Source organism: Larkinella sp. (assembly GCF_965227735.1).
Lineage (GTDB): Bacteria > Bacteroidota > Bacteroidia > Cytophagales > Spirosomataceae > Larkinella.
Genome location: NZ_OZ245776.1, coordinates 5,992,693 through 6,015,146, shown reverse-complemented (window position 1 = coordinate 6,015,146; position 22,454 = coordinate 5,992,693). Strand labels below are relative to the sequence as shown.

Below are 22,454 nucleotides of genomic sequence, written 5' to 3'. Positions count from 1 at the left end.
ACTCTCAAAACACATGAAAAAATTACTTTTTTTACTTCTCCTCAGCAACGCCCTTCTTGCCCAACCCCGCTGGCCAGCCGTCACGCAGCAGGCCAAACCCTGGACCCGGTGGTGGTGGATGGGGAGCGCCGTGAACCCGAAAGACCTGACGAACCTGATGACCCAATACCAGAAAGCGGGTTTGGGCGGGGTCGAAATTACTCCAATTTATGGCGTAAAAGGGGAAGAAAAACAGTTCATCGATTTTCTGTCGCCGAAGTGGATGTCGATGCTGGATCATACCCTGAAAGAAGCCAGTCGGATTGGTCTGGGGGTTGATCTGGCGCAGGCGTCGGGCTGGCCGTTTGGCGGACCGTGGGTGACGCCGGAAGATGCCTGCAAGTACGTCGTTCACAAAACCTTTACGCTGAAAAGTGGCGAGACGCTCAACGAGTCGGTAACTTATATTCAGAAACCGATGGTTCGGACGGTGGGTGAGAAAATCGACATCAAAGAATTGGTCGAGCCGATTGCAAAAAATCCGAATCTGCAACGTCATGCGTTCGATCAGGTGCGGTTCGAAAAACCGCTGCCGCTGGTCACAATGATGGCGTATTCGGACAACGGCCGGGTCATCAACCTGACCACCAGCGTCGACAGTACGGGGAAACTGAACTGGACGGCGCCGGACGGCACCTGGATTTTGTATGCGGTTTTTCAGGGCTGGCACGGCAAGATGGTCGAGCGGGCCGGGCCGGGGGGCGAGGGCGACGTGATCGATCACTTTTCCAAAACCGCCACGCAGAATTACCTCAAAAAATTCGATACGGCTTTTAAAGGGCACGATCTGAAAAATCTCCGGGCGTTTTTCAACGATTCGTATGAGGTGGACGACGCCCAGGGCGAAAGCAACTGGACCCCGGCCCTGTTCAATGAGTTTGTGAAACGGCGCGGCTACGACCTGCGGCACCAACTGGTGTCCTTTTTTGCAAAAGGAAAAAATGACCGTTACCAGCGCGTGCTGACCGATTACCGGGAAACCATTTCGGAACTGCTGCTCGAAAATTACACGAAAACCTGGAGCGATTGGGCCAAAGGGAAAGGCAAAATCATCCGGAACCAGGCGCACGGTTCGCCCGCGAACATTCTGGATTTGTATGCCATCACCGACATTCCCGAGATCGAAGGCACGGAAATGCTGCGCATCAAATTTGCGTCGTCGGCGGCCAACGTGACGGGCAAAAAGCTGACTTCGTCGGAGTCGGCGACTTGGGATAACGAACATTTCCTGTCGAAACTGAGCGACATTAAAAAGGACATGGACCGGTTTCTGCTCGGCGGGGTGAACCACACGTTTTACCACGGCACCAACTATTCCCCGCAGGAAGCTGCCTGGCCCGGCTGGCTGTTTTATGCCGCCGTGCATTTCAATCCGAACAATTCCTTCTGGACGGATTTTGGAAAGCTGAATCAGTATGTAGCTCGTTGCCAGTCGTTTCTGCAAGCCGGAAAGCCGAACAACGATGTACTGGTCTACCTGCCGATCTACGATGCCTTTGCCCGCCCTGCCCGGGAGTTGCTGCAACATTTCGACGGGATCGAACACGGCTTTAAAGGCTTGCCGGTGGAGAAACATGCCGAGACGCTCCTGAAAAAAGGATACGGTTTCGACTTTATATCGGATAAACAACTGATGAAAGTAACGGCCCTTGGCGGGAAATTGCAAACTGGTGGCGTAACGTACCAGACGATTCTGGTACCCGAAGCGCAACTGATTCCGCTGGAAACGCTGCAGCAGTTGATGAAGCTGGCGCAGAGCGGGGCGAAGGTGGTTTTTGCCAACGAACTACCGCAGGATGTTCCCGGTTGGGGCAAACTGGCCCTTCGCCAGAACGCGTTCAATGCGTTGATTACGTCCATCAATTTCGAGGATGCCGAGGATGGGGTGCAGAAAGCGCGGGTCGGGAAAGGCGCGTTCTGGGTAGCGAGTGATCTGGAAGCTATGCTGACGGCTGCGGGCGTTAAGCGGGAGAAAATGGTCGATACCGGGCTACAGGTGGTGCGCCGGAGTCACGCAGCCGGAAATTACTATTTCATCGCCAACTGGGGGAACAAGGCCGTTGACGGCTGGGTGCCGCTCAGCGTGGCTGCGAAGTCGGTGGCGTTGTATAACCCGATGACGGAGAAGCTGGGCCTGGCCCGGTTTCGAACAACCGGCGGAGTTGGGGAGGTGTATCTGCAACTGGCGCCCGGCGAGTCCTGCATTTTGGAAACGTCACGAACGGCCGTCAGTGGTCCGGCGTATGCGTATCTAAAACCGTCAGCCGCCGGGACTGAAATCAAGGGAACCTGGGCGATCAATTTCATTGAGGGAGGGCCACAGTTGCCCACCAAAAAAGAAACCGATCAACTGGCTTCGTGGACGGAACTGGAGGGCAATGATGTAAAAAAGTTTTCGGGAACGGCCACCTACACGATTTCTTTCCCGAAACCGGAAGGAACCGGTGACGGCTGGCTGCTCGATCTGGGAAAAGTGGCCGAAAGTGCCCGTGTTCAACTGAATGGCAAAGAAATCGGAACCTTGATCGGGCCAACGTATCAGGTTTTTATTCCCAAAGACCAGTTAAAACCGACCAACACCCTGACGGTTTTTGTGTCGAACAGCATGGCAAACCGGATTGCCGACATGGATCGGGAACACATCAACTGGAAGAAATTTTACAACATCAACATGTCGGCCCGGCTGCGCGAAAACCGGGGTGAAGATGGGAATTTTACCGCTGAAAAATGGAAACCGCTGGCGTCTGGATTACTCGGCCCGGTGACGTTGACACCCGTGGTTTCGGGGAAATAGAATTAACCTCTGATCAATCCTATATCTCCGAAACCACCGGCCAGACCACTCGTTTATTTACTTCATATTAAAGTACCAGCCCCGCCGATTTCCGAAACCAGTCGATCTCGGCGTGGTAGTCGGACACGGCTTTCCGGCGCTCGTCCTCGGTCCAACCCAGTTCGGCGGCCATGAGGTCGGCAACGGTTTCAGAAATCTGGTCGGTGGATTCCCAGTCGGTGAGTTCCAGGCCAAACCGCCGGGCCAGCACATCCTTGAGGGTTTGCGCCATTTCGGCCCGCACCACAAAAACCACCTCGGCCTTGGTGTGTGGCAAACGATCAGAAAGCCGCTCGGCCCAGTCGGGCCGGTCGTGCATAAGCTGCGCAATTTCCAGACTTTCGGTGCCATATTGTCGGTTCAGGTGTCTGGCAATGGCTTCCGGAACGGCGTATTTATTGACCAGCACTTTCCAGAAATCATCCGCGTAACCTTCGGCCCCGACCAGTTTGATGTGATCCGTAACGCAGGGTTGTTCGGGCCATTGCTGCAATTCGTAGAACTTGTCGATGGTGTCTTTCGCCATGAGTCGATACGTTGTCCATTTGCCACCGAGAATGCTGACGAGGCCCGACGCCGGATCCACTTCCACCTCGTGATCGCGCACCAGTTGCTTGGTATCGGCGTTGGGGTCGGCCTGCAACAGGGGGCGCAAACCGGCAAAACCGGCAATGACCTGATCGGCGGTGATCGGTTTTTCAAAATACCGGTTGACGTAACTGATCAGATAATCGACTTCCGCCCGCTCGACCACCGGCTCCGACTCGCCCAGTTCCGACTCGGTTTCGGTTGTCCCAATCATCAATTTTCCGTTGTAGGGAATAATGAAAACCACGCGTCCGTCGTCGGTTTTCGGCACCAGAATGGCGGCATCCGACGGCATCAGCTCGCCCGGCACAATGATGTGAACGCCCTTGCTGACCCGCATCCGGATGCCCATTTCGGGGTTCGCCAGCAGTCGGATGCGGTCGGCAAACGGACCGGTGGCGTTGATAAACCGTTTGGCCCGCACCCGCAACAACCGCCCCGTCAGCGAATCCCGGACGTACAAAACCACCAGTTGACCGGCCGCATCCTTCTCAAACGTGCGGGCTTCGGCGTGGTTGAGGGCCACAGCACCGTATTGCATGGCGGTTTTGACCAGCGACATATTGTACCGCGCATCGTTCAACTGACCGTCGTAATACAACACCGCGCTGTGAATTTTATGGGTGAGCGAGGGGTTGCGTTTCAGGGCTTCTTCTTTGTTCAGCCACTCGCTTTTTCCGATGCTCAGGTCGCCGGAGAGCGTGTCGTACATTTTCAGTCCGGCGGTATAGTAAATGCCTTCCATCCAGCTCATGCAGGGCGTCAGCAGGGCCAGCGGGTGTGCCAGATGCGGAGCGTTCCGGATGAGCGTCAGCCGTTCGCGCAGGGCTTTTTTCACCATGTGATACTGGTTCAGATCGGCCTGTTTGACCGCTTGCTCCAGATACCGCACCCCGCCGTGAATCAGCTTCGTCGATTTACTGGAAGTTTCGGAAGCAAAATCGTGCTTCTCGATGAGGATGGCCCTCAGACCCCGGCTTTGGGCATCGAGCAGACACCCGGCGCCGGTGGCACCTCCACCAATGATGCAAATGTCAAATTCCTGATTTTCGGCTTCTTTGAGATGGTCGTTGCGCTGCATAATCGAGTTGTTTCGCCGAGTTTAGCGGAGAAATGCAAAGGTAAGCAGAGTCTGGTAGTTATTTTCATGCAACTTCACGGCCAATAAGCCCGCAGGGCTTGTTGGCAATTTCCTGGTTTGTTTTCTTCGTAGCTCTATTACCTTTGGTTATAACTATAGCTTTATTGATTGTTCCGATGGAAGATTTCCGGTTGAGAGTATTTTACAGCGTCGCCCGTCACCACAGTTTCACGAAAGCCTCTTCGGAGCTATTCATTACCCAGCCCGCTGTTACCAAACATGTGAAGGCACTGGAGGATATGCTCGGCCTGCGGCTTTTTGACCGGAAAGGCAATACCATCGTGCTGACGCCCCCAGGTGAGGTGTTGTTCCGGTATGCCGGGCAAATCTTTGATCTGTATCAGGAAGCCCTTTTTGAGCTAAATACTTTTAAAAATGACTTGAAAGGCAGTCTGCGGCTCGGTGCCAGCACCACCATCGCCCAATACCTGATATCGCCCCTCCTGGCTTCCTATTACGAACGGTATCCAACCATCCAGCTCAGTTTGCAAACCGGCAACACCGAGATGATCGAACACGCGGTTTCGGCCAAAGAGATCGATCTGGGCATTGTGGAAGGCAAAAAACACCATGCCGGGTTGAAATACCATGATTTTCTGGAAGATGAACTGGTCGCCGTCGTGCACAGCAACAGCCGCTACAGCCGTCTGAAGGAAATTACGCTGGAAGATCTGAGCGCCATTCCGATGGTGTTGCGCGAACGCGGTTCCGGCACGCTCGAAGTGCTGGAAACGGCACTCCAGGCGCGGGGCATCCGGCCTTCCGCGCTGACCGTGGTCATGCACCTGGGCAGTTCGGAAAGCATCAAATCATTTCTGGAACACGCCAATTGCCTGTCCATTCTGTCCTCCCGCGCCATTGAAAAAGAAGTCAAGAGCGGAGTGCTCAAAATTGTTACCATTAAGGATTTTCGCCTGCCCCGAACGTTCAGTTTCGTTCATTTGCAGGGACTACCGGAGGGTCTAGCGGCCGGTTTCATGACATTTGCCCGGCGGTACTACCTGCCATAAGCAGGAATACATGCTTTTCCAAGCTCCCATAAAATCCCGGCGACCAGCCGTTTAATTAATTATTTGCATAGAACATGTTACCATTTTTACATATTAGCATCTTAATAGTAATCTTATGCATTTGATCTAACCAGATTGATTCGTTTATGGCTACTTCTGGCTCATAAACGGGAAATGCATAGACCTATCAAGTCGAACGTGTAATTAAAATTTCCTGTTCATGCTCCTCTGTCCCCTTAACCCTCTGCCGAAATTATTTCGGTCCATTCAGGCTTTGCGTGCCGTTGCCGCTCTGCTTGTAACGATCTTCCACGTATCCATGAAGATGGAGGACGTTGCGATTTATTCTCCTTTTTTACGCTGTTTTAAAGCCGGTTCTGGAGGTGTCGATTTGTTCTTTGTGATCAGCGGTTTTATTATCACTCACACCAGCCTGTCGAAAATAAATCGACCGGATCAGTTGAAACCGTATCTAAAAAAACGTTTTGGCCGTATTTACGCCATTTACTGGCTGGTACTGCTGCTGGCCGGTATTTTGTCCCTGTGGCTTAAAGCCTTTGCGCCCTCGTTACAATGGCTTTCGTACTCCTTTAACCCCGTCGGAATTGTAAAAGCCTTAACGCTCTTCCCCACACACGACAGCCTGTTACCAGTAACCTGGACCTTGAGCTACGAACTTTATTTTTACACATTATTTGCCCTGGTGATTGCCTCCAGCTACTTCCTGATCATCCCGATTGTGCTGGTTTCTGCCACGCTACTCAACAGCCTGGCCACCGTGGCCGGACTGCCTGCTTTGTTCGAATTCAGTTTTCATTCGTTCCTGCTGAGCCCGTTTAATCTGGAGTTTTTTTTCGGCGTAGTCGCTTACGTTCTCATCAGCCGGTATTCCTTTACGATTCATCCGGTGTTGCTGGCTCTTTCCGTGTCTCTGTTTTTCCTGGCTGGTGAATTGATTGATCCTTCTGAAATTGGGTTGAGAATCTGGGGCTTCGGTGTGCCAGCCACGGTTATTTTGCTGGGTTTTGTCCGCTGGGAATTATCCGGTTCTTTCTCCTATCCAGGATGGATCTTGAAACTGGGAGATGCTTCCTACCTCCTGTATCTCATTCATATACCCGCCATTATGATGCTGACGCAGGCGCTGATGATTCTCGGTTTTTCCAACTACGTGGTGCTGGCGAACGTACTGCTGGTCGGCTTTCTGGCCTGGTTCAGTTGGCAGATGCACCATCGGGTTGAAAAACCGCTTCTAGGCTGGCTCACGACGAGCCGCCCGAAAACCGCTACGCCCCAAAAAACGCCCGCTGAAATTATCCTGTACGAAACGGCACCCGTAGCCAGTGTTCATACACAAAATGACCAGGCGGCAGCGTTATCCTGAAACGGTCGCGGGATTATTTCTAACCAGAAGCCTCTTTTGAGGCTTTTTTTATTCATAAAAACTCCCGAAGATTGGGTTTTCATCACCTTTTGCTCTCCAATGCGCAACAACCAGTTTTATTACCTCGTCCTGTTTGTTTTAGTGATCGTCGATGCCTGGCTGCTGGCCCATCCGAATTTGATTGGCCAGATCAGTATTTTCTGGTACGACCATGATTACCTCGAAACATTGCCCAAAGCGATGGCCACCGTGGCAGTCACGGTTTTGGTAGCCCTGCTGCTCGGCTTCCTCATCAGCCGGGCCTTGAGCGGTACGCTGGCGGCAGTGCTGGCCGTCACATTGTTTGTGGTCTGTCTGTTTGCGATTTTCCAAACCTATACCCGGTTTTCGACCGGTACATACCAATTGATGGGTTCAGGATTTAAAACCGGTGCGGTGTTGCTTCCCGTGATTCTGGCGATTATCTTCGGAAAAACGTCGTATGATGTTTTAACGACGAAAAAGCCTCATAAACGCCGATGACGTTGACGCCTTACCTGCTTTTCCTGTGGGTTACGACCTCTTTTTTTTCTGCAACGTTCCCGTCTTCGCCCTCTGCGCCTATCGGCAACCCGAACGTTGCCGATAGGCGGTTATATAAACCCGATCAGGTTTTTGACGGAGAAACCGTGCACGCAGGGTGGGTGGTTTTGGTCAAAGGCGCTACCATTGAAGCCGTGGGACCCGCAGCCAGCGTTCGGAGCGAAGGCGCTGAAGTGATTGATTTAAAAGGAACTACACTGTTGCCCGGTCTCATTGAAGGCCATTCACACCTGCTGCTCCATCCGTATAACGAAACGACTTGGGACGATCAGGTGTTGAAAGAGCCTCGCTCCTACCGCGTTGCCCGGGCCACTATCCACGCCCGAAACACGCTGCTGGCGGGTTTCACGACCGTTCGCGATCTGGGAACGGAAGGAGCGGATTATGACGATGTGGGGCTCAAACAAGCCATCGACCAAGGCATTATTCCCGGTCCGCGCATGATTGTGGCCACCCGCGCCCTGATTGCAACGGGCAGTTACGCTCCCAAAGGGTTTAGTCCCGACGTCGATGTGCCGCAGGGCGCCGAGGAAGCCGACGGCCACGACAAACTCATTCAGGCTGTCCGACGACAAATCGGCAAGGGTGCCGACGTCATTAAAGTCTACGCCGATTACCGTTGGGGGTTAATGAGTGAAGCCCGGCCAACGTTCACGCTGGACGAGTTGAAACTGATTGTCGAAGTGGCCCGCAGCAGCGGACGGCCAACCGTCGCTCATGCTACCACGGTGGAGGGCATGCGCCGGGCGATTCTGGCGGGTTGCGAAACCATCGAACACGGCGATGGTGGCACGCCCCAAATTTTCGCCTTGATGAAAGAACGCGGAACCGCCCTCTGCCCCACCGTAGCCGCGGGCGATGCCACCAGCCAGTACCGGGGCTGGAAAAAAGGCGTCGAACCCGAACCGGAGCGCATTCGCAACAAACGAATCACATTTAAACAGGCCCTGGATGCGGGCGTAAAAATCTGCTTCGGTGGCGACGTTGGGGTGTTTACTCACGGCGATAACGCCCGCGAACTGGAAATGATGGTGGCTTACGGAATGAAACCACTAGAGGCCTTACGCTCAGCCACTTCGGTTAACGCCGATGTGTTTCATCTTGCCGACCGGGGGCGTATCCAGGCCGGTTTGCTGGCCGATCTGGTCGTAGTGGAGGGCGATCCCACTAAAGCCATTGGGGCCATCCGAAAGGTGCGGCTGGTGGTAAAAAATGGTGAAATCATCCATTTATAGTCGCAACTATTGGCATCCATTTCGGGTTAAACAAGTAGATTTTGCATAATCCTTGCGTTTTTACCAAAGTAATCACTTGTCGTTAGTGGTTTTTGGCTAATTTCGCCCGGCGACTCCTCGCCCGGCATTGTCCATTCGTTGCGCAGGGTCGTCAATCTGGAGGATAGATAGCCAACCTGAACGATTAAGTTTACCATAACCGATTTACTCTACCCCAAATACGTATGTCAAACACTGCCGAACTGTCTGTCGATGGTAAAACCTACCAATTTCCAATCGTTGTTGGTAGCGAACAAGAAAAAGCCATCGACATTTCCAATCTCCGCGACCAAACGGGTTATGTTACGTTAGACAAAGGATACAAAAATACCGGTGCGACCCAGAGCGCGATCACTTTCCTGGATGGTGAAGAAGGCATTCTGCGGTACCGGGGCTATTCTATTGAAGACCTTGCCGACAAAGCCAGTTTCCTGGAAGTAGCTTACCTCCTGATTTACGGTGACTTGCCTACTCAGCAACAATACGCCGAGTTTGAAGACAGCATCCGGCGTCATACGATGGTGAATGAGGACATGCGGAAAATTTTTGAAGGTTTCCCCAATAATGCCCACCCGATGGGTGTTTTGTCGTCGCTGGTTAGCGCCCTGAGTGCGTTTTATCCGGATTCATACGACGACAAAGCGCCGGATCAGACGCAGATGCACATCATCCGGCTGCTGGCCAAACTGCCGACGATTGCCACCTGGTCGTTCAAAAAATCGCAGGGCCATCCGGTTAATTACCCGAAAAATCAGCTCGACTACTGCTCGAATTTCCTGCACATGATGTTTGCGCTGCCGGTAGAAGACTACCAGATCGATCCGGTGGTTTCCCGCGCACTGAACAAACTGCTGATTCTTCACGCGGATCACGAACAAAACTGCTCGACCTCGACGGTGCGGCTGGTCGGTTCGTCACGCGCCAATATTTATTCCTCGATTTCGGCCGGTATCAACGCGTTGTGGGGCCCGCTCCACGGCGGTGCCAACCAGGAAGTGATCGAGATGCTGGAAGAAATAAAGGCCAATGGCGGTGATGTGGCAAAATACGTAGACATGGCAAAAAACGCCAAAACCACCGGTTTTCGGCTTTTCGGCTTCGGCCACCGGGTTTACAAGAATTTCGATCCCCGGGCGCGCATCATCAAAAAAGCTGCCGACGATGTGCTGAGCAAACTTGGCGTGAACGATCCGGTGCTGGAAATTGCCAAAGGGCTCGAAGAAGCGGCTCTCCACGATGAGTATTTCGTTTCGCGGAAACTGTATCCGAACGTCGATTTCTATTCCGGCATTATTTACCGCGCCCTCGGCATTCCGACCAATATGTTCACGGTGATGTTCGCCATCGGTCGTTTACCCGGCTGGATCGCCCAATTCGTTGAAATGCGGGCACAGAAAGAGCCCATCGGCCGTCCCCGTCAGATTTATACCGGCCCGACGTTGCGCGAGTTTAAAGCCATTGGTGACCGTTAATATTATATTCACCAACTTGAGTCTATTGCAAGAACCCCGTATGAATGCGGGGTTCTTTTTTTTTCGGCTACTCAATAAAAAAGAGGTGGTCAGCAACGGCCAACCACCTCTTCATCTGTCAAACAATACTGAATATCTTTCCGTTGCGAAGCCACAAAGCCGGCTTCCGAAGGTTCTTCTTAATCGAGCGTATCCTCACCATCTTCCGCCCCGCCAACGGGATCGACCAGCGCATCTTCGTTGGAGTTCACCATTGCCCGGATTTTAGCTTCCAGTTCGGCCATCAATTCCGGGTTGTCGGACAGCAGATTTTTCACGGCATCGCGTCCCTGCGATAGCCGGTTGCCTTCGTAGGAAAACCAGGAACCGGATTTTTTCACGATTTCCAGTTCAACCGCCAGGTCCAGCACTTCACCGACTTTCGAAATGCCCTGTCCGTACATGATGTCAAATTCGATCACTTTAAACGGAGCCGCCAGCTTATTTTTGACCACCTTCACTTTCGTGCGGTTCCCCATGATTTCGTCACCGTCTTTAATCTGTCCGATCCGGCGAATGTCCAGACGAACCGACGAATAGAATTTCAGGGCATTTCCACCCGTGGTGGTTTCAGGGTTTCCAAACATGACCCCGATTTTTTCGCGCAACTGGTTGATAAAGATGCAGCAGCAACCGGTTTTGTTGATCACGCCCGTCAGTTTCCGCAAGGCCTGCGACATCAACCGGGCTTGTAGGCCCATTTTGCTTTCGCCCATGTCACCTTCCAGTTCGGCTTTCGGAACCAGTGCGGCCACGGAGTCAATGACGATGATGTCGATAGCCCCGGAGCTAATCAGATGTTCGGCAATTTCGAGCGCCTGTTCACCGTTATCGGGTTGAGATATTAATAAGTTTTTGGTATCGATTCCTAATTTTTCAGCATACGAGCGGTCGAACGCGTGCTCGGCATCGATGAACGCAGCCAGACCACCGGCTTTCTGAGCTTCGGCGATGCAGTGCAGCGTCAGCGTGGTTTTCCCCGACGACTCCGGCCCGTAGATCTCAACGACCCGCCCCCGTGGAACACCCCCGATTCCCAACGCCAGGTCCAGCCCCAGCGAACCCGTCGAAATGACCGGAATATCAACGACTTTGCTTTCACTCAGCCGCATGACCGTGCCCTTGCCATAGGCTTTGTCCAACTTTTCGATGGTCGTTTGCAGGGCTTTCAGTTTGTTCTCAGTAGCCGTACTAGCGGTTGCTTGTGCCATGTGATGTGTTTTTCCTCAAAAAATGATTTTTAGTATGTTTAGCCTTATAAAATTACGATTTTGCAGCCAGATTTGCAAGCCCTGTTTGTAAAATAATCAAAATATATGAAGCGTAGTATACGCCCGGCAACCCGACAAAAACTAACACAGGTTAAACATTTTCCAGAAATACTGTCATGTAACCGGACGATTGCTGCTATAGTTGTATGGTATTTATATTTAATGACGCATACAGTCAACGCCCAGTTGGACAACCGGACCTTCGATCAGCGCTTTCGGCTCGACAGCATTCAAAAACTGAGTTTTCGCGTCACTGCTCTGGGTTTTGTCCGTAATAATGAGTTCTTCGGCCCCATCGCCGACGGGTATACGCTTTTTGGTTACCAACTGAATCCCCGGATTGCCTACCAGCCTGCGCCGAACGTAGTGCTGGAAGCCGGTATGTTTTTCAAGAGCGATTTTGGTCAGGATCGCATCACGCAAATTGCGCCGACGTTCACCGTGAAATTTCACCACCGCAACTGGAATTACCTCTTTGGGACGTTGGAAGGATCGGTAAGTCACAACCTGATCGAACCGCTCTACAATTTTGAACGGCTGCTGCAGCAGCGCATCGAGAACGGCCTGCAAATCAACCACCAAACCGATCGCACCTTCTTCGACGGCTGGATCTGCTACCTCCAGAATACCCGGCCCGGCTACACGCGTCAGGAGCAGTTCTGGGGCGGAATTTCGACGGAATTTTCGCTGCTGTATATCCCCGGTTTTCGGCTGAGCGTGCCGCTGCAATTCACGGTTTTTCACGCTGGCGGTCAAAACATCAACAGCCCGCTGCCCGTCCGAACGGCCTTGAACGCGGCCGGTAGTCTGAGTTTGACCTGGCAGAACGCAGCGTCCGGTTTTTTGCGCTCGGCCCGGCTGGACACCTATGTAGCAGGTTATTCTGGAAATGCGGAAAAGCCCTACTCCGGCGGTGCTTTTTACCCCAATCTGACGCTTCAGTTCAAACCGCTGACGGTTCTGGTTAGCTACTGGCGCGGAAATGCCTACCGGGCCGAATTGGGCGGAGATTTATACCAGAGCTTCACACGCCGGTACAACAGCACCTACGAGGAGCGCAATCGACAACTGCTGATGCTACGGTTTTTAAAGGATATTTCGATCGCCGACGGTCTTTCGGTAGCCGTCCGTTTCGAGCCGCATTATGATGTTGGAAACGGAAAATTTGAGCATTCGGAAGGGGTTTATATCAACTTCCGGCACTAAAAAACCGGGAGAGTCTGCTACTTTTGTCTATGGTTCGTAAAATCCTGCTGGCCCTTTTGGGCGTATGTATTGTGTTGGGAATCTGGTACCGCGACCTGATCGGCTATGGCTGGATGCAGGCAAAGGGGCAATTCCGGATTTTGTGGAACACGCGGCCGGTTGAGGAGGTGCTGGCCGATGCGTCGTTTCCGGATTCATTGAAGCAAAAAATTGAACTTATTCAGGAAATCAAGCGTTATGCCGTTGATTCTCTGGGTATTAATCCTTCCAAAAACTACACGACATTTTACGATCAGCACGGGCAACCGATTCTGTGGGTCGTGGTAGCTTCGGAAAAATACCGGCTTGTGGCCAAAGAATGGGAGTTCCCGGTCATCGGAACGTTTGCGTATAAAGGTTTTTTTGAACGCGACCGCGCCAATCAGGAACAGGATGAACTGAAACAACTGGGCTACGATACGCGTTTAAATGAAGTATCCGCCTGGTCGACGTTAGGATTTTTCCGTGACCCCATTCTGTCGTCAATGTTGAAACGATCGGAAGGGCAGTTGGCCGAGTTGATTATTCACGAACTGACGCATGGCACGCTGTTTGTAAAAGACAACCTGGAATACAACGAAAACCTCGCGGATTTTGTCGGTGAATATGGAGCCTTGAAATTTCTGACCCAGAAATACGGAGCCAGTTCACTGGCTGCCCTGGGTTATCTGGATTCAAAACAATACGGCGAAAAATACGACGAACACGTTTTGCGCGGAACCCGGAAACTCGATAGTTTATACGCCACTTACAACCCTCAAACGCCCGAACGGGTCAGGGAGGAGAAGAAGTGGCAGTTGATCGATCAGATTGTCGAAACCGTCGATACGCTGAAAACAAAACCGTTGGCGGGGGTACCGGTTCCTAAAAAGCGTCGGTTTAACCCACAGAATTTGCCGAATAACGCGTACTTCGTGGGGTATAAAACCTACCGGCAGCAACAAAACCGCTTTCGGCGCGAATTTGAAGAGAAGTTTAAGAGCAATTTTAGTCAGTATCTGGCGTATTTAAAAAAGACCTATCCGTCTTTGTAAGTTTGATGACGGTTGAGCCACTTTTTATGGCGGTTCACCCGTTTCCAGTTGGAAATAACTATCTCTAATCCTGACATTTGCGGGGCCAAGGGTCAAGCGATCATGAAAAAAGTAGTCCTTATCCTATCCATCCTAACCACAGCGGCTCTGTCGCAGGTGGCGCTGAAACCGGAAAATGCGTACCGTCGCGTACCCAATTCCAGTTTTGGGGCCGGTGAGCACCTGGAATACAAAGTCCATTACGGCATTTTCAACGCTGCGGAAGCGGTTGTCGATGTGGCTCCGACGCTTTATAAAGTCAACGAACGACCCTGTTACCGCGTCAACGTCTATGGCCGGACCGTCGGGGCCTTCGACCTCATCACCCGCATTCGCAACACCTGGCGGTCGTACATCGATACGACGGCCATTCTGCCACAAAAATTTTTCGCCCACATCGAAGAGGGAAACCACCGCAAGGAAGAGAACGTGACCTTCAATCATTTTGCCAATACCGTTCGGGCCGAAGAAAAAAATCAGAAGGATGTTTTTAAAGTGCCGGATAACGTCCACGACGTCATCAGCGGCTATTATTACTTACGAACCATCGACTTTAGCCGGGTCAACACAAATCAAACCATCGAAGTACCCGCTTTTTTCGACGATCAGGTCTACAACATGAAGGTGCGGTACCGGGGTCGGGAAGTCGTAAAAACGCGGTTTGGTCACATCAATGCCATTAAACTGAACCCGGTTTTGCCGGAAAATAAATTATTCAAAGGCGAAGACGCGATTCGAATCTGGGTGTCGGACGATGCCAACAAGGTTCCGGTGAAAATCGAAGTGGAACTGTGGGTGGGTTCCATGGAGATGGACCTGAAAAAGCACTCCGGCCTGCGAAACGATCTAAAATTTTTCAAGCAGTAAAATATCTACGAATCGCCCCGCCCTGCCCGGTTTTTCCATTCAAGAACCGTACGAACAAAAGCCCGGGCGCAGGTGATGAACCACGGCAGATGGTCGTAGGAAATTTCGGTATAAGGGCGGCTTTCGGCCCCAAAACTCTGGTAATACACCTTCACCGACTCCGCTCCCACCGCCGGACTTTCGAAATCAAATTCCACAGGTTGTCCGGCAAACGCTTCGATGAGGTGATTGATCATCCACAACCGCGCCTGTTGTTTTCGCCCGGTCGGTGACGCGCCATTGAAAAGATAAATAATCCGGTCGCGATCCACCACAAACAAGCCACCCGCTTCGGCGTTTTTTTCGTCTGCTTTCCGGGCCAGCCAGATGCGCGCCAGTCCCCGGTTTTTCAGTTGATCGACGGCTTTCACAAACCGGTCGTAAATGGTCAAATCCAGTTGGATACCGGCAACCGCTTTTTCTTCATTATGCTCCCGATGTAGTTGAATCAACGGCCGCATGTCCGGTTTTTCTTCCACCACCCACCCTACATTACGCGCCCGGTTGAGGTTGGTTTTCCGGTCGGTGGCATACTGCCGGTAGATTTCTCCATACGGTTTATGGAGCGGCAAAACGTGGTTATACCGCTTGATGACGGAAAAACCAGTTGGAAATTGCAGCTCGTTTTCATTTTTTTCGTTAAACCGGTACGAAACCACCCACTGAAAAGACCGGCTTAGCTGGTCGAAAAATTCTGAAGACAAGCTGGTCAGATCGACTTCAGCCCGGCTGAAAATCCCCAGTTGCTGGCAGTAATCGGGTTGGTAGGCATACCGTATCCCGTACTTTTGTTTGTAAACCACCGGCATCACGGCCACATACTGCCCGGCCTGTTGGGCCACAATGCCACCCCAATGCGGAGCGCCAGCGCCGGTTGTCAGGGCGTCCAGATACCACGAAAACGCATAAATCAGTCGCTGGGTCGATTCGGTAATGCAATCGTCCCAGCAAACCGCGTCGAGGTCGGCGCGGTCGAGATACCGGACGGTTATCGGGGGAAAAGCGTTTGCTGCAGCCATTGCTTCATCCGGTGCAAGAACCGCACCGAATCCGGCAGTTGGTTGCTCACCAGCCGAACATACGGTTCCGGTTGGGCCCCGAAACTGCGGTTAAAAGCCGCCAGCGATTCAACTTCGGGGCTTTCAAAATCAAACCAGAGCGGCTGTCCGGCGTATTCCCGAATGAATTGGTCCAGCATAACGGTTCGGGCGTTGCCTTTTCGCCCTTCCGGACTGGCCGCGCAGAAAAGGTGGATGATCCGGTTGACGTCCGTCACCAGCAGACACCCCGCTTCGATCCGCCCGTTCTGCCTCGCCACCCGGATGGTTACCTGCTGCCGGTGTTGCAAAACCGCAACCAATTGCCGGAGTTGATCATATGCCCGGGGCGCAACGCGACCAATCCCGGCGGTATTATATTTTCGAAATAAGTCGATCAGCGGAGCAACATCATCGGTATCAAGAAACTCCCATTCGTGTTGCAAACCGCGTTTCAGGTTGTTTTTTCGATCTTTCGAGTAGCCCGCAGCCAGTTCTGCATACGGTTTCTGGAGATTCAATACGTGATTGGTCATCGGTATAAATTGTACCGACTCATTCACCAGGGCTGATGCGTTAGCGGCATGAAACTGATAGGAAGGTGCGTGACGGATGTGGTGTTGCAGCGTTTCCAGAAACCGGGACAAAACCGCAGCATCAGGGGTTTCGCCAACCGAAAAGACGCCGAGCTGGTGGCAAAACAAAGGCTGAATAACGGACTTGACGCCATATCGCCGACGAACCGGCAACGGCATAACATAGTCATAATCACCTTCCACCAACAACTCCCAGCCGGGCGAAACGACGTCCAGATACCACGAAAAGGCATAGACCACCCGCTGCGGGGAAAGGGCCACACACCGATTATACGCAGCATCGTCGATGTGTTGTCGGGAGAGCAGGCGAACCAAGGGAGTTTATGGTTTTCGGTTTTCAGTTTTCGGTACGGTTCCCCGCCGGGACTGGCGCACGCGGACGAAATGCGTCAGCTCCCGAAAACCATAAACCGAAAACCGTACACTTTATTTCAGCGAGCCTTTCAGCTTCTCGACGGTTTCGCGGATTTGCGGGTTCGTGTTGGTGATGTCGCTGATCGTTTGAATGGCATGAATAACCGTGCTGTGGTCGCGTCCTCCGAAATGATAGCCAATCGACTTCAACGACAATTCCGTCAGGTCTTTAGCCAGAAACATGGCAATCTGGCGCGGAAAAACCGCTTCTTTTTTCCGGCTTTTGCTTTTCAGATCGGCAACCGCGATCTTGAAATGATCGGCCACCACGTCCTGAATGGTGTCGATGGTCACTTCCTTGTCCGAGTCGATGATGAGATTCCGGAGGGTGTTCCGCGCCAGATCCAGATCGATTTCCCGGCGGTTGAGCGACGCCTGCGCCATCAGTGACACAATGACGCCTTCCAGTTCCCGCACATTCGTGTTGATGCTATGTGCCAGGTATTCGATGACGTTATGCTCGATGAAAATGCCTTCGGCCAGCAGTTTTTTCTGAATAATGGCCGTCCGCGTTTCCAGATCCGGCTGGGTCAGGTCAGCGGTCAGGCCCTGCTTAAAGCGTGACTGAAGCCGGTCCTGCATGCCCTGCAAGTCGCGGGGGGCGCGGTCGGACGTCATAATGATCTGCTTTTTGGCGCCGTGCAGGTGGTTGAAAATATGAAAAAACGTTTCCTGGGTTTTTTCTTTCCCCGCCCAAAACTGCACATCGTCGATGATCAGCACGTCGACCTGCATGTAGAAACCCATGAAATCCCGCAGTGAATCGGTACGGATGGAGTTGATAAACTGGGTCGTAAACTTTTCGGAAGACACGTACAGGACAAATTTATCCTGATTGTTATTTTTGATATAATTGCCGACGGCCTGCACCAGGTGCGTTTTGCCCAATCCAACTCCGCCATAAATCATCAGCGGATTAAAGGCCGTTGTTCCCGGATTCTGGGCAATGGCAAAACCCGCCGAACGGCCCAGCCGGTTGCAGTCGCCTTCAATAAAATTATCAAATGTATAAGCCGGATTCAGGTACGAATCCAGTTGCAGCGAGTCCAGGTCTTTCATTTCGAATGGACTCTTCAAAATATCGGCGTCGACGTTATCCGGTTTGGCATTCTGGGGCGATTTTGACGTCGGCACGTTGACCGTCAACGGCTTGCTTCCTTCATCGCCTTTGTCGACAATGATCGAATACTGCAATTGACCGTGATGACCGATGGCAAAATCAAGCGCTTTTCGAAGTAAATGAACATAGTTTTCCTCCAGCCATTCGTAGAAGAACTGGCTGGGTACCTGGATGGTCAGTTCGCTTCCATTCAGGCGCAGGGGAACAATCGGCTCGAACCAGGTCCGAAAACTCTGGTCGGGAATGTTCTCCTGGATCACCTGCAGGCAGCGGTTCCAGACCGTCACTGCTTCGCGCTGTATGCCGGGTACGGGGATGTTCACAATTTCATTTTACCTAATCATAAAGCCAAATTGCCCAAGACAATCAGCCCGGTGGGTGAAAAAAGGGAGACAAAAGTAGGAAAAAAATTAGAGCAGACAAGGTGACTTGCCAAACTCCGGCCGGATAAAAATACGACCCCATTTTTTATCTATCAATACATTAAAATAGATTATCAAAATAATACAACCCAACGGCAGACACCGATGCCCTCCGCTGTGGCTTTACTCCGAAAAGACCTAACTTTGGAAAAGAATGGATTGGATGGTTTGATGGTTGAAAATGGTTGGGATAGTTGGATGGTTGAAATGGTTTGATGGTTGAATGGCTAATGGCTGCTTATGAAGGCCGTCCTTTTTACCCGTAAAACCACCAAACCATCCCAACCATTCAACCGTCAAACCATACAATCCATTCAACCATTCAATCCATTCAACCCTCCAGCCCTTGATACTATGTTTTCTATAAAATCGCTCTTTCCCCCCGTTACCAAAGCGGAGTGGACCCGGCAGATAGTGGATGACCTGAAAGGAAAACCGGTTGAATCCCTGAAGCGGCTCACACCCGACGGCCTGGAAACGGAGCCGTTCTATACGACCGAAGACCTGGCGGGGCTGCCACTTGCCACGAACCAGCAAAGTCAGCGAACGGACCGGTCGCTGGGCTGGCTGAATATTCCGGGTGTGCGGTTTGAAACGGAAAGTGAGACCAATACGGTTCTGCGTACGGGTCTTGCCAAAGGAGCCGACGGCTTTCTGCTTGATTTGACCGAGGCAACAATCGAAGAAATTCAGTGGAGTCGGCTGCTGCATGGCCTCAAACTGAGCGACACGCCGGTTTGGTTTCGCGTTGATGGGCAGCCGGAGAACGTGGCGACAGCGTTGAAGCAGATTCTGCCGTATCAACTGAAAGGCGGTATTTTTGACGAACCCGTGGCCCGATTCCTCCAGTCTGACATCCATCCCGATGCAGCTCTGGCGCAAATGGCGGAAGCAACACGCCTGACGCTGGATTCACCCCACTTTCGAACCATCACGGTCGGCAGCACGGTTTTCCACAACGCCGGAGCCACCGCCACGCAGGAACTGGCCTTCACGCTCAACGCCGTGGTGGACGTCTTCGATCATCTGACCGATGCCGGTTTAACGATGGAGCAACTGATACCCAAAACCGCCTTCGTGGTTTCGGTTGGAACGAGTTACTTTACCGAAATCGCGAAACTCCGCGCCCTCCGCATCCTCTGGCAACGCTTGTTACTTCATTATTCGATATTCGACCGCGTCGGCGGACCGATTCGCTATTCATCATTCATCCACGCCCAAACCTCCACTTTCTACGACGCTACGGCCACACCCTACAATAACCTGCTCCGGGCCACAACGGAAGCCATGTCCGCCGTCATCGGGGGTTGCGATGCGCTGACCGTTCATCCGTACGACGCGGTTTTCGGCGAACCCGATGAATTTTCTACCCGCATTGCCCGGAATATTTCCATTTTGCTGAAAGAAGAAGCCCACCTGGACAAAACACTCGACCCCTCGGCGGGTTCGTATTACCTCGAAACCCTGACGAACGAGCTGGTCGAATCGGCCTGGGCGTTGTTTCTGGACGTCGAAAACCGGGGCGGTTTGTTGAAAGCAACCGAAAGCGGTTTTGTTCCGGACGAACTGGAGAAAGCATATCAGGCCAAAGTGGAAGCGGTGAAGAAGGGTCGGATTTTGGTGGGTGTGACGAAGTTTCGGGTCGATGGGGAAGTACTGGTGACCAAACCGGTAAGACTTCAAAAAACCTTACCGGATTTACGGTTGTCCCAAGAATTCGAGTAATTTCCAGACGAGAAAACCGGTATGAGACCTGATTTCAATACGCCACTTCATCAAACGACACCTGACAATCCTCCATCGTCAGCCAACCTTTCACGCCCATTCGTCACTTCCGAAGGCATCAAAATAAAACCGCACTACGAAGCTGCCGACCTTGCCAACGCCCAGCACCTGGGTTCTGTCGCCGGGATTCCGCCTTTTCTGCGCGGCCCCTACAGCAGCATGTACCTGACGCAGCCTTGGACCATCCGCCAGTATGCCGGTTTTTCGACGGCCGAAGCGTCCAATGCGTTCTACCGCCGGAATCTGGCCGCCGGGCAAAAAGGTCTTTCGGTTGCCTTCGACCTGGCGACGCACCGGGGCTACGACTCCGACCATCCGCGCGTGGTGGGTGATGTGGGAAAGGCCGGGGTTGCCATCGACACAGTGGAAGACATGAAGATGCTGTTCGACCAGATTCCGCTCGATCAGATGTCGGTGTCGATGACCATGAACGGGGCGGTTTTGCCCATTCTGGCGTTTTACATCGTGGCGGCCGAAGAACAGGGTGTCCGTCCGGAACAATTGTCGGGTACCATTCAGAACGACATTCTGAAGGAGTTCATGGTACGGAACACCTACATCTATCCGCCCGAACCGTCGATGCGGCTGGTCGGCGATATTTTTGCGTATACGAGTCGCTACATGCCCAGGTTCAACTCCATCAGCATCAGCGGCTACCACATGCACGAAGCCGGAGCGCCCGCCCACATCGAACTGGCCTATACGCTGGCCGATGGCCTGGAATACATCCGAACCGGTTTGAAAGCCGGGATGAGCATCGATGATTTTGCGCCCCGGTTGTCGTTTTTCTGGGGAATCGGCATGAACCATTTCATGGAAATTGCCAAAATGCGGGCGGCTCGGGTGCTTTGGGCCACGCTGGTGAAACCATTTGAACCGAAAAATCCGAAATCACTGGCGTTGCGAACCCACTGCCAGACCAGCGGTTACAGCCTGACGGAACAGGACCCGTTCAACAATGTGGCCCGGACGTGTGTGGAAGCGCTGGCGGCTGTGCTGGGGCATACGCAATCGCTGCACACCAATTCGCTGGACGAAGCCATTGCGCTGCCTACCGATTTTTCGGCGCGGATTGCCCGAAATACGCAGCTTTATCTGCAATACGAAACCGATATAACTTCAGTTGTCGATCCGTGGGGCGGTTCATATTACGTCGAATCGTTAACCGATCAACTGATTCAGAAAGCCTGGGCGTTGATTCAGGAAGTGGAAACCCTGGGCGGTATGACCAAGGCGATTGAAACCGGACTGCCCAAACTCCGCATCGAGGAAGCAGCCGCCCGAAAACAGGCCCGGATCGATTCCGGGAAAGATGTGATTGTCGGCGTCAATCGATACCGCCCCGATTCGGAAAAGGAACTGGAATTACTGGAAGTGGATAACCAGGCCGTTCGCGAAGGGCAGATCCGGCGGATTAACGAGGTGAAAGCCCGGCGGAATCAGGCGAACGTGGCAGCCGCGCTGGAAGCGATTACCAAAGCCGCCCGTGCAGATTTACAATCTGCACCCGATGCTCGTTCAGATTTGCAATCAGAACGCAACTCTGTTTCGGATTTAAAATCCGACATGGCAACCAACCTCCTTGCCCTCGCCATCGAAGCCGCCCGCCAACGGGCTACGTTAGGAGAAATTTCATATGCTATGGAAAAAGCATTTGGCCGTCACAAGGCCACGATTCGTTCCGTGTCGGGCATCTATTCCGCCGAGGTGTCGGATGATGAAAATTTCCGGCTCGCCCGCCAGCTCACCGACCGGTTTGCCGAGCGGGAGGGCCGCCGTCCGCGGATTCTGGTGGCCAAAATGGGCCAGGATGGTCATGACCGGGGGGCCAAGGTCATTGCTACCAGCTTTGCCGACCTGGGCTTCGACGTCGACATGGGGCCTCTGTTTCAAACGCCGGAAGAAGTGGCCCGGCAAGCCGCCGAAAACGACGTTCACCTCGTGGGCGTGTCGAGCCTGGCCGCCGGACACAAAACGCTGGTGCCGCAATTGATCGAAGAATTGAAAAAGATCGGCCGTGACGACATCATGGTCATTGCCGGGGGCGTCATTCCCGCGCAGGACTACCAGTTTCTGTATGATGCAGGGGTCAAAGGCGTGTTTGGGCCGGGAACGGTTATTTCAATAGCGGCTCAGAAAATATTGAAGGAGCTGATGCCGGGGTTGGATCAGCCCTAGATCGTAAACCGTTTTTTCGTATTTTTATAAAAATTGATATTTGCT

General features: G+C 52.6%; 16 protein-coding genes. 11 read left to right on the top strand and 5 right to left on the bottom strand.

The window, feature by feature from the left end; genetic code table 11:
- Positions 1-13: 13 nt before the first annotated feature.
- The gene (locus ACO064_RS23590) at positions 14-2,833 is read left to right on the top strand and encodes a glycosyl hydrolase (RefSeq protein WP_421829661.1); all 2,820 of its coding nucleotides are present in this window, start codon (positions 14-16) and stop codon (positions 2,831-2,833) included.
- A 67-nt stretch (positions 2,834-2,900) separates the two neighbouring features.
- Here ACO064_RS23590 and ACO064_RS23585 read toward each other — a convergent pair whose 3' ends face one another.
- Positions 2,901-4,541 (bottom strand): glycerol-3-phosphate dehydrogenase/oxidase, encoded by a 1,641-nt coding sequence (locus ACO064_RS23585; protein ID WP_421829660.1) that lies wholly within the window; start codon positions 4,539-4,541, stop codon positions 2,901-2,903.
- Positions 4,542-4,717: 176 nt separating this feature from the next.
- Between ACO064_RS23585 and ACO064_RS23580 the strand changes: the two genes are divergently transcribed.
- The 5 genes from ACO064_RS23580 (at position 4,718) to ACO064_RS23560 (ending at position 10,323) form a co-directional block, all read left to right on the top strand.
- On the top strand, positions 4,718-5,611 hold the full coding sequence (locus ACO064_RS23580) for a LysR substrate-binding domain-containing protein (RefSeq protein WP_421829659.1): 894 nt from the start codon (positions 4,718-4,720) through the stop codon (positions 5,609-5,611).
- 220 nt (positions 5,612-5,831) lie between these two features.
- Positions 5,832-6,995 (top strand): acyltransferase family protein, encoded by a 1,164-nt coding sequence (locus tag ACO064_RS23575; protein WP_421829658.1) that lies wholly within the window; start codon positions 5,832-5,834, stop codon positions 6,993-6,995.
- A 99-nt stretch (positions 6,996-7,094) separates the two neighbouring features.
- Positions 7,095-7,517: a hypothetical protein gene (locus ACO064_RS23570; RefSeq protein ID WP_421829657.1), complete on the top strand. Its 423-nt coding sequence runs from the start codon at positions 7,095-7,097 to the stop codon at positions 7,515-7,517.
- 2 nt (positions 7,518-7,519) lie between these two features.
- Entirely contained in the window at positions 7,520-8,812 is a 1,293-nt protein-coding gene (locus ACO064_RS23565) for an amidohydrolase family protein (RefSeq protein WP_421831057.1), read from the top strand.
- Between the two features lie 224 nt (positions 8,813-9,036).
- Complete coding sequence (locus ACO064_RS23560; RefSeq protein WP_150881402.1) at positions 9,037-10,323, top strand: citrate synthase; 1,287 nt, start codon at positions 9,037-9,039, stop codon at positions 10,321-10,323.
- A 179-nt stretch (positions 10,324-10,502) separates the two neighbouring features.
- Here ACO064_RS23560 and recA read toward each other — a convergent pair whose 3' ends face one another.
- On the bottom strand, positions 10,503-11,573 hold the full coding sequence (gene recA / locus ACO064_RS23555) for a recombinase RecA (RefSeq protein WP_421829656.1): 1,071 nt from the start codon (positions 11,571-11,573) through the stop codon (positions 10,503-10,505).
- A 222-nt stretch (positions 11,574-11,795) separates the two neighbouring features.
- Here recA and ACO064_RS23550 point away from each other — a divergent pair, with 222 nt between their 5' ends.
- From ACO064_RS23550 to ACO064_RS23540, 3 genes are all read left to right on the top strand, one after another.
- Entirely contained in the window at positions 11,796-12,839 is a 1,044-nt protein-coding gene (locus ACO064_RS23550; RefSeq protein ID WP_421829655.1) for a hypothetical protein, read from the top strand.
- A gap of 29 nt (positions 12,840-12,868) precedes the next feature.
- A complete protein-coding gene (locus ACO064_RS23545) occupies positions 12,869-13,912 on the top strand; it encodes an aminopeptidase (protein WP_421829654.1) in 1,044 nt (347 codons plus the stop codon).
- A 102-nt stretch (positions 13,913-14,014) separates the two neighbouring features.
- A complete protein-coding gene (locus tag ACO064_RS23540) occupies positions 14,015-14,818 on the top strand; it encodes a DUF3108 domain-containing protein (protein WP_114405602.1) in 804 nt (267 codons plus the stop codon).
- A 5-nt stretch (positions 14,819-14,823) separates the two neighbouring features.
- On the opposite strand, the gene ACO064_RS23535 is transcribed toward ACO064_RS23540, so the two are convergent.
- The 3 genes from ACO064_RS23535 to dnaA all read right to left on the bottom strand — a co-directional run bounded on the left by ACO064_RS23535 (position 14,824) and on the right by dnaA (position 18,326).
- Entirely contained in the window at positions 14,824-15,876 is a 1,053-nt protein-coding gene (locus tag ACO064_RS23535; protein ID WP_421829653.1) for a GNAT family N-acetyltransferase, read from the bottom strand.
- Positions 15,846-16,805, bottom strand: a complete 960-nt coding sequence (locus ACO064_RS23530; RefSeq protein ID WP_421829651.1) for a GNAT family N-acetyltransferase — start codon at positions 16,803-16,805, stop codon at positions 15,846-15,848. The genes ACO064_RS23535 and ACO064_RS23530 overlap by 31 nt, the downstream gene beginning before the upstream one ends.
- A gap of 111 nt (positions 16,806-16,916) precedes the next feature.
- Positions 16,917-18,326, bottom strand: coding sequence for a chromosomal replication initiator protein DnaA (gene dnaA, locus ACO064_RS23525; RefSeq protein ID WP_421831056.1), 1,410 nt, complete (start codon positions 18,324-18,326; stop codon positions 16,917-16,919).
- A 474-nt stretch (positions 18,327-18,800) separates the two neighbouring features.
- Here dnaA and ACO064_RS23520 point away from each other — a divergent pair, with 474 nt between their 5' ends.
- Together ACO064_RS23520 and scpA are read left to right on the top strand one after the other, a co-directional pair.
- The gene (locus ACO064_RS23520) at positions 18,801-20,171 is read left to right on the top strand and encodes a methylmalonyl-CoA mutase family protein (protein WP_421829650.1); all 1,371 of its coding nucleotides are present in this window, start codon (positions 18,801-18,803) and stop codon (positions 20,169-20,171) included.
- Positions 20,172-20,192: 21 nt separating this feature from the next.
- A complete protein-coding gene (gene scpA / locus ACO064_RS23515) occupies positions 20,193-22,409 on the top strand; it encodes a methylmalonyl-CoA mutase (protein ID WP_421829649.1) in 2,217 nt (738 codons plus the stop codon).
- The last annotated feature ends 45 nt before the right edge of the window (positions 22,410-22,454 follow it).

Excerpts from the sequence above, each read along its gene's own strand:
- ACO064_RS23545 (WP_421829654.1), top strand. The coding sequence starts at position 12,869 with ATGGTTCGTAAAATCCTGCTGGCCCTTTTGGGCGTATGTATTGTGTTG.
- ACO064_RS23520 (WP_421829650.1), top strand. The coding sequence starts at position 18,801 with ATGTTTTCTATAAAATCGCTCTTTCCCCCCGTTACCAAAGCGGAGTGG.
- ACO064_RS23590 (WP_421829661.1), top strand. The coding sequence starts at position 14 with ATGAAAAAATTACTTTTTTTACTTCTCCTCAGCAACGCCCTTCTTGCC.
- recA (WP_421829656.1), bottom strand. The coding sequence starts at position 11,573 with ATGGCACAAGCAACCGCTAGTACGGCTACTGAGAACAAACTGAAAGCC.
- ACO064_RS23535 (WP_421829653.1), bottom strand. The coding sequence starts at position 15,876 with ATGGCTGCAGCAAACGCTTTTCCCCCGATAACCGTCCGGTATCTCGAC.
- ACO064_RS23560 (WP_150881402.1), top strand. The coding sequence starts at position 9,037 with ATGTCAAACACTGCCGAACTGTCTGTCGATGGTAAAACCTACCAATTT.
- ACO064_RS23570 (WP_421829657.1), top strand. The coding sequence starts at position 7,095 with ATGCGCAACAACCAGTTTTATTACCTCGTCCTGTTTGTTTTAGTGATC.
- ACO064_RS23585 (WP_421829660.1), bottom strand. The coding sequence starts at position 4,541 with ATGCAGCGCAACGACCATCTCAAAGAAGCCGAAAATCAGGAATTTGAC.
- ACO064_RS23550 (WP_421829655.1), top strand. The coding sequence starts at position 11,796 with ATGACGCATACAGTCAACGCCCAGTTGGACAACCGGACCTTCGATCAG.
- ACO064_RS23580 (WP_421829659.1), top strand. The coding sequence starts at position 4,718 with ATGGAAGATTTCCGGTTGAGAGTATTTTACAGCGTCGCCCGTCACCAC.
- scpA (WP_421829649.1), top strand. The coding sequence starts at position 20,193 with ATGAGACCTGATTTCAATACGCCACTTCATCAAACGACACCTGACAAT.
- ACO064_RS23575 (WP_421829658.1), top strand. The coding sequence starts at position 5,832 with ATGCTCCTCTGTCCCCTTAACCCTCTGCCGAAATTATTTCGGTCCATT.
- ACO064_RS23540 (WP_114405602.1), top strand. The coding sequence starts at position 14,015 with ATGAAAAAAGTAGTCCTTATCCTATCCATCCTAACCACAGCGGCTCTG.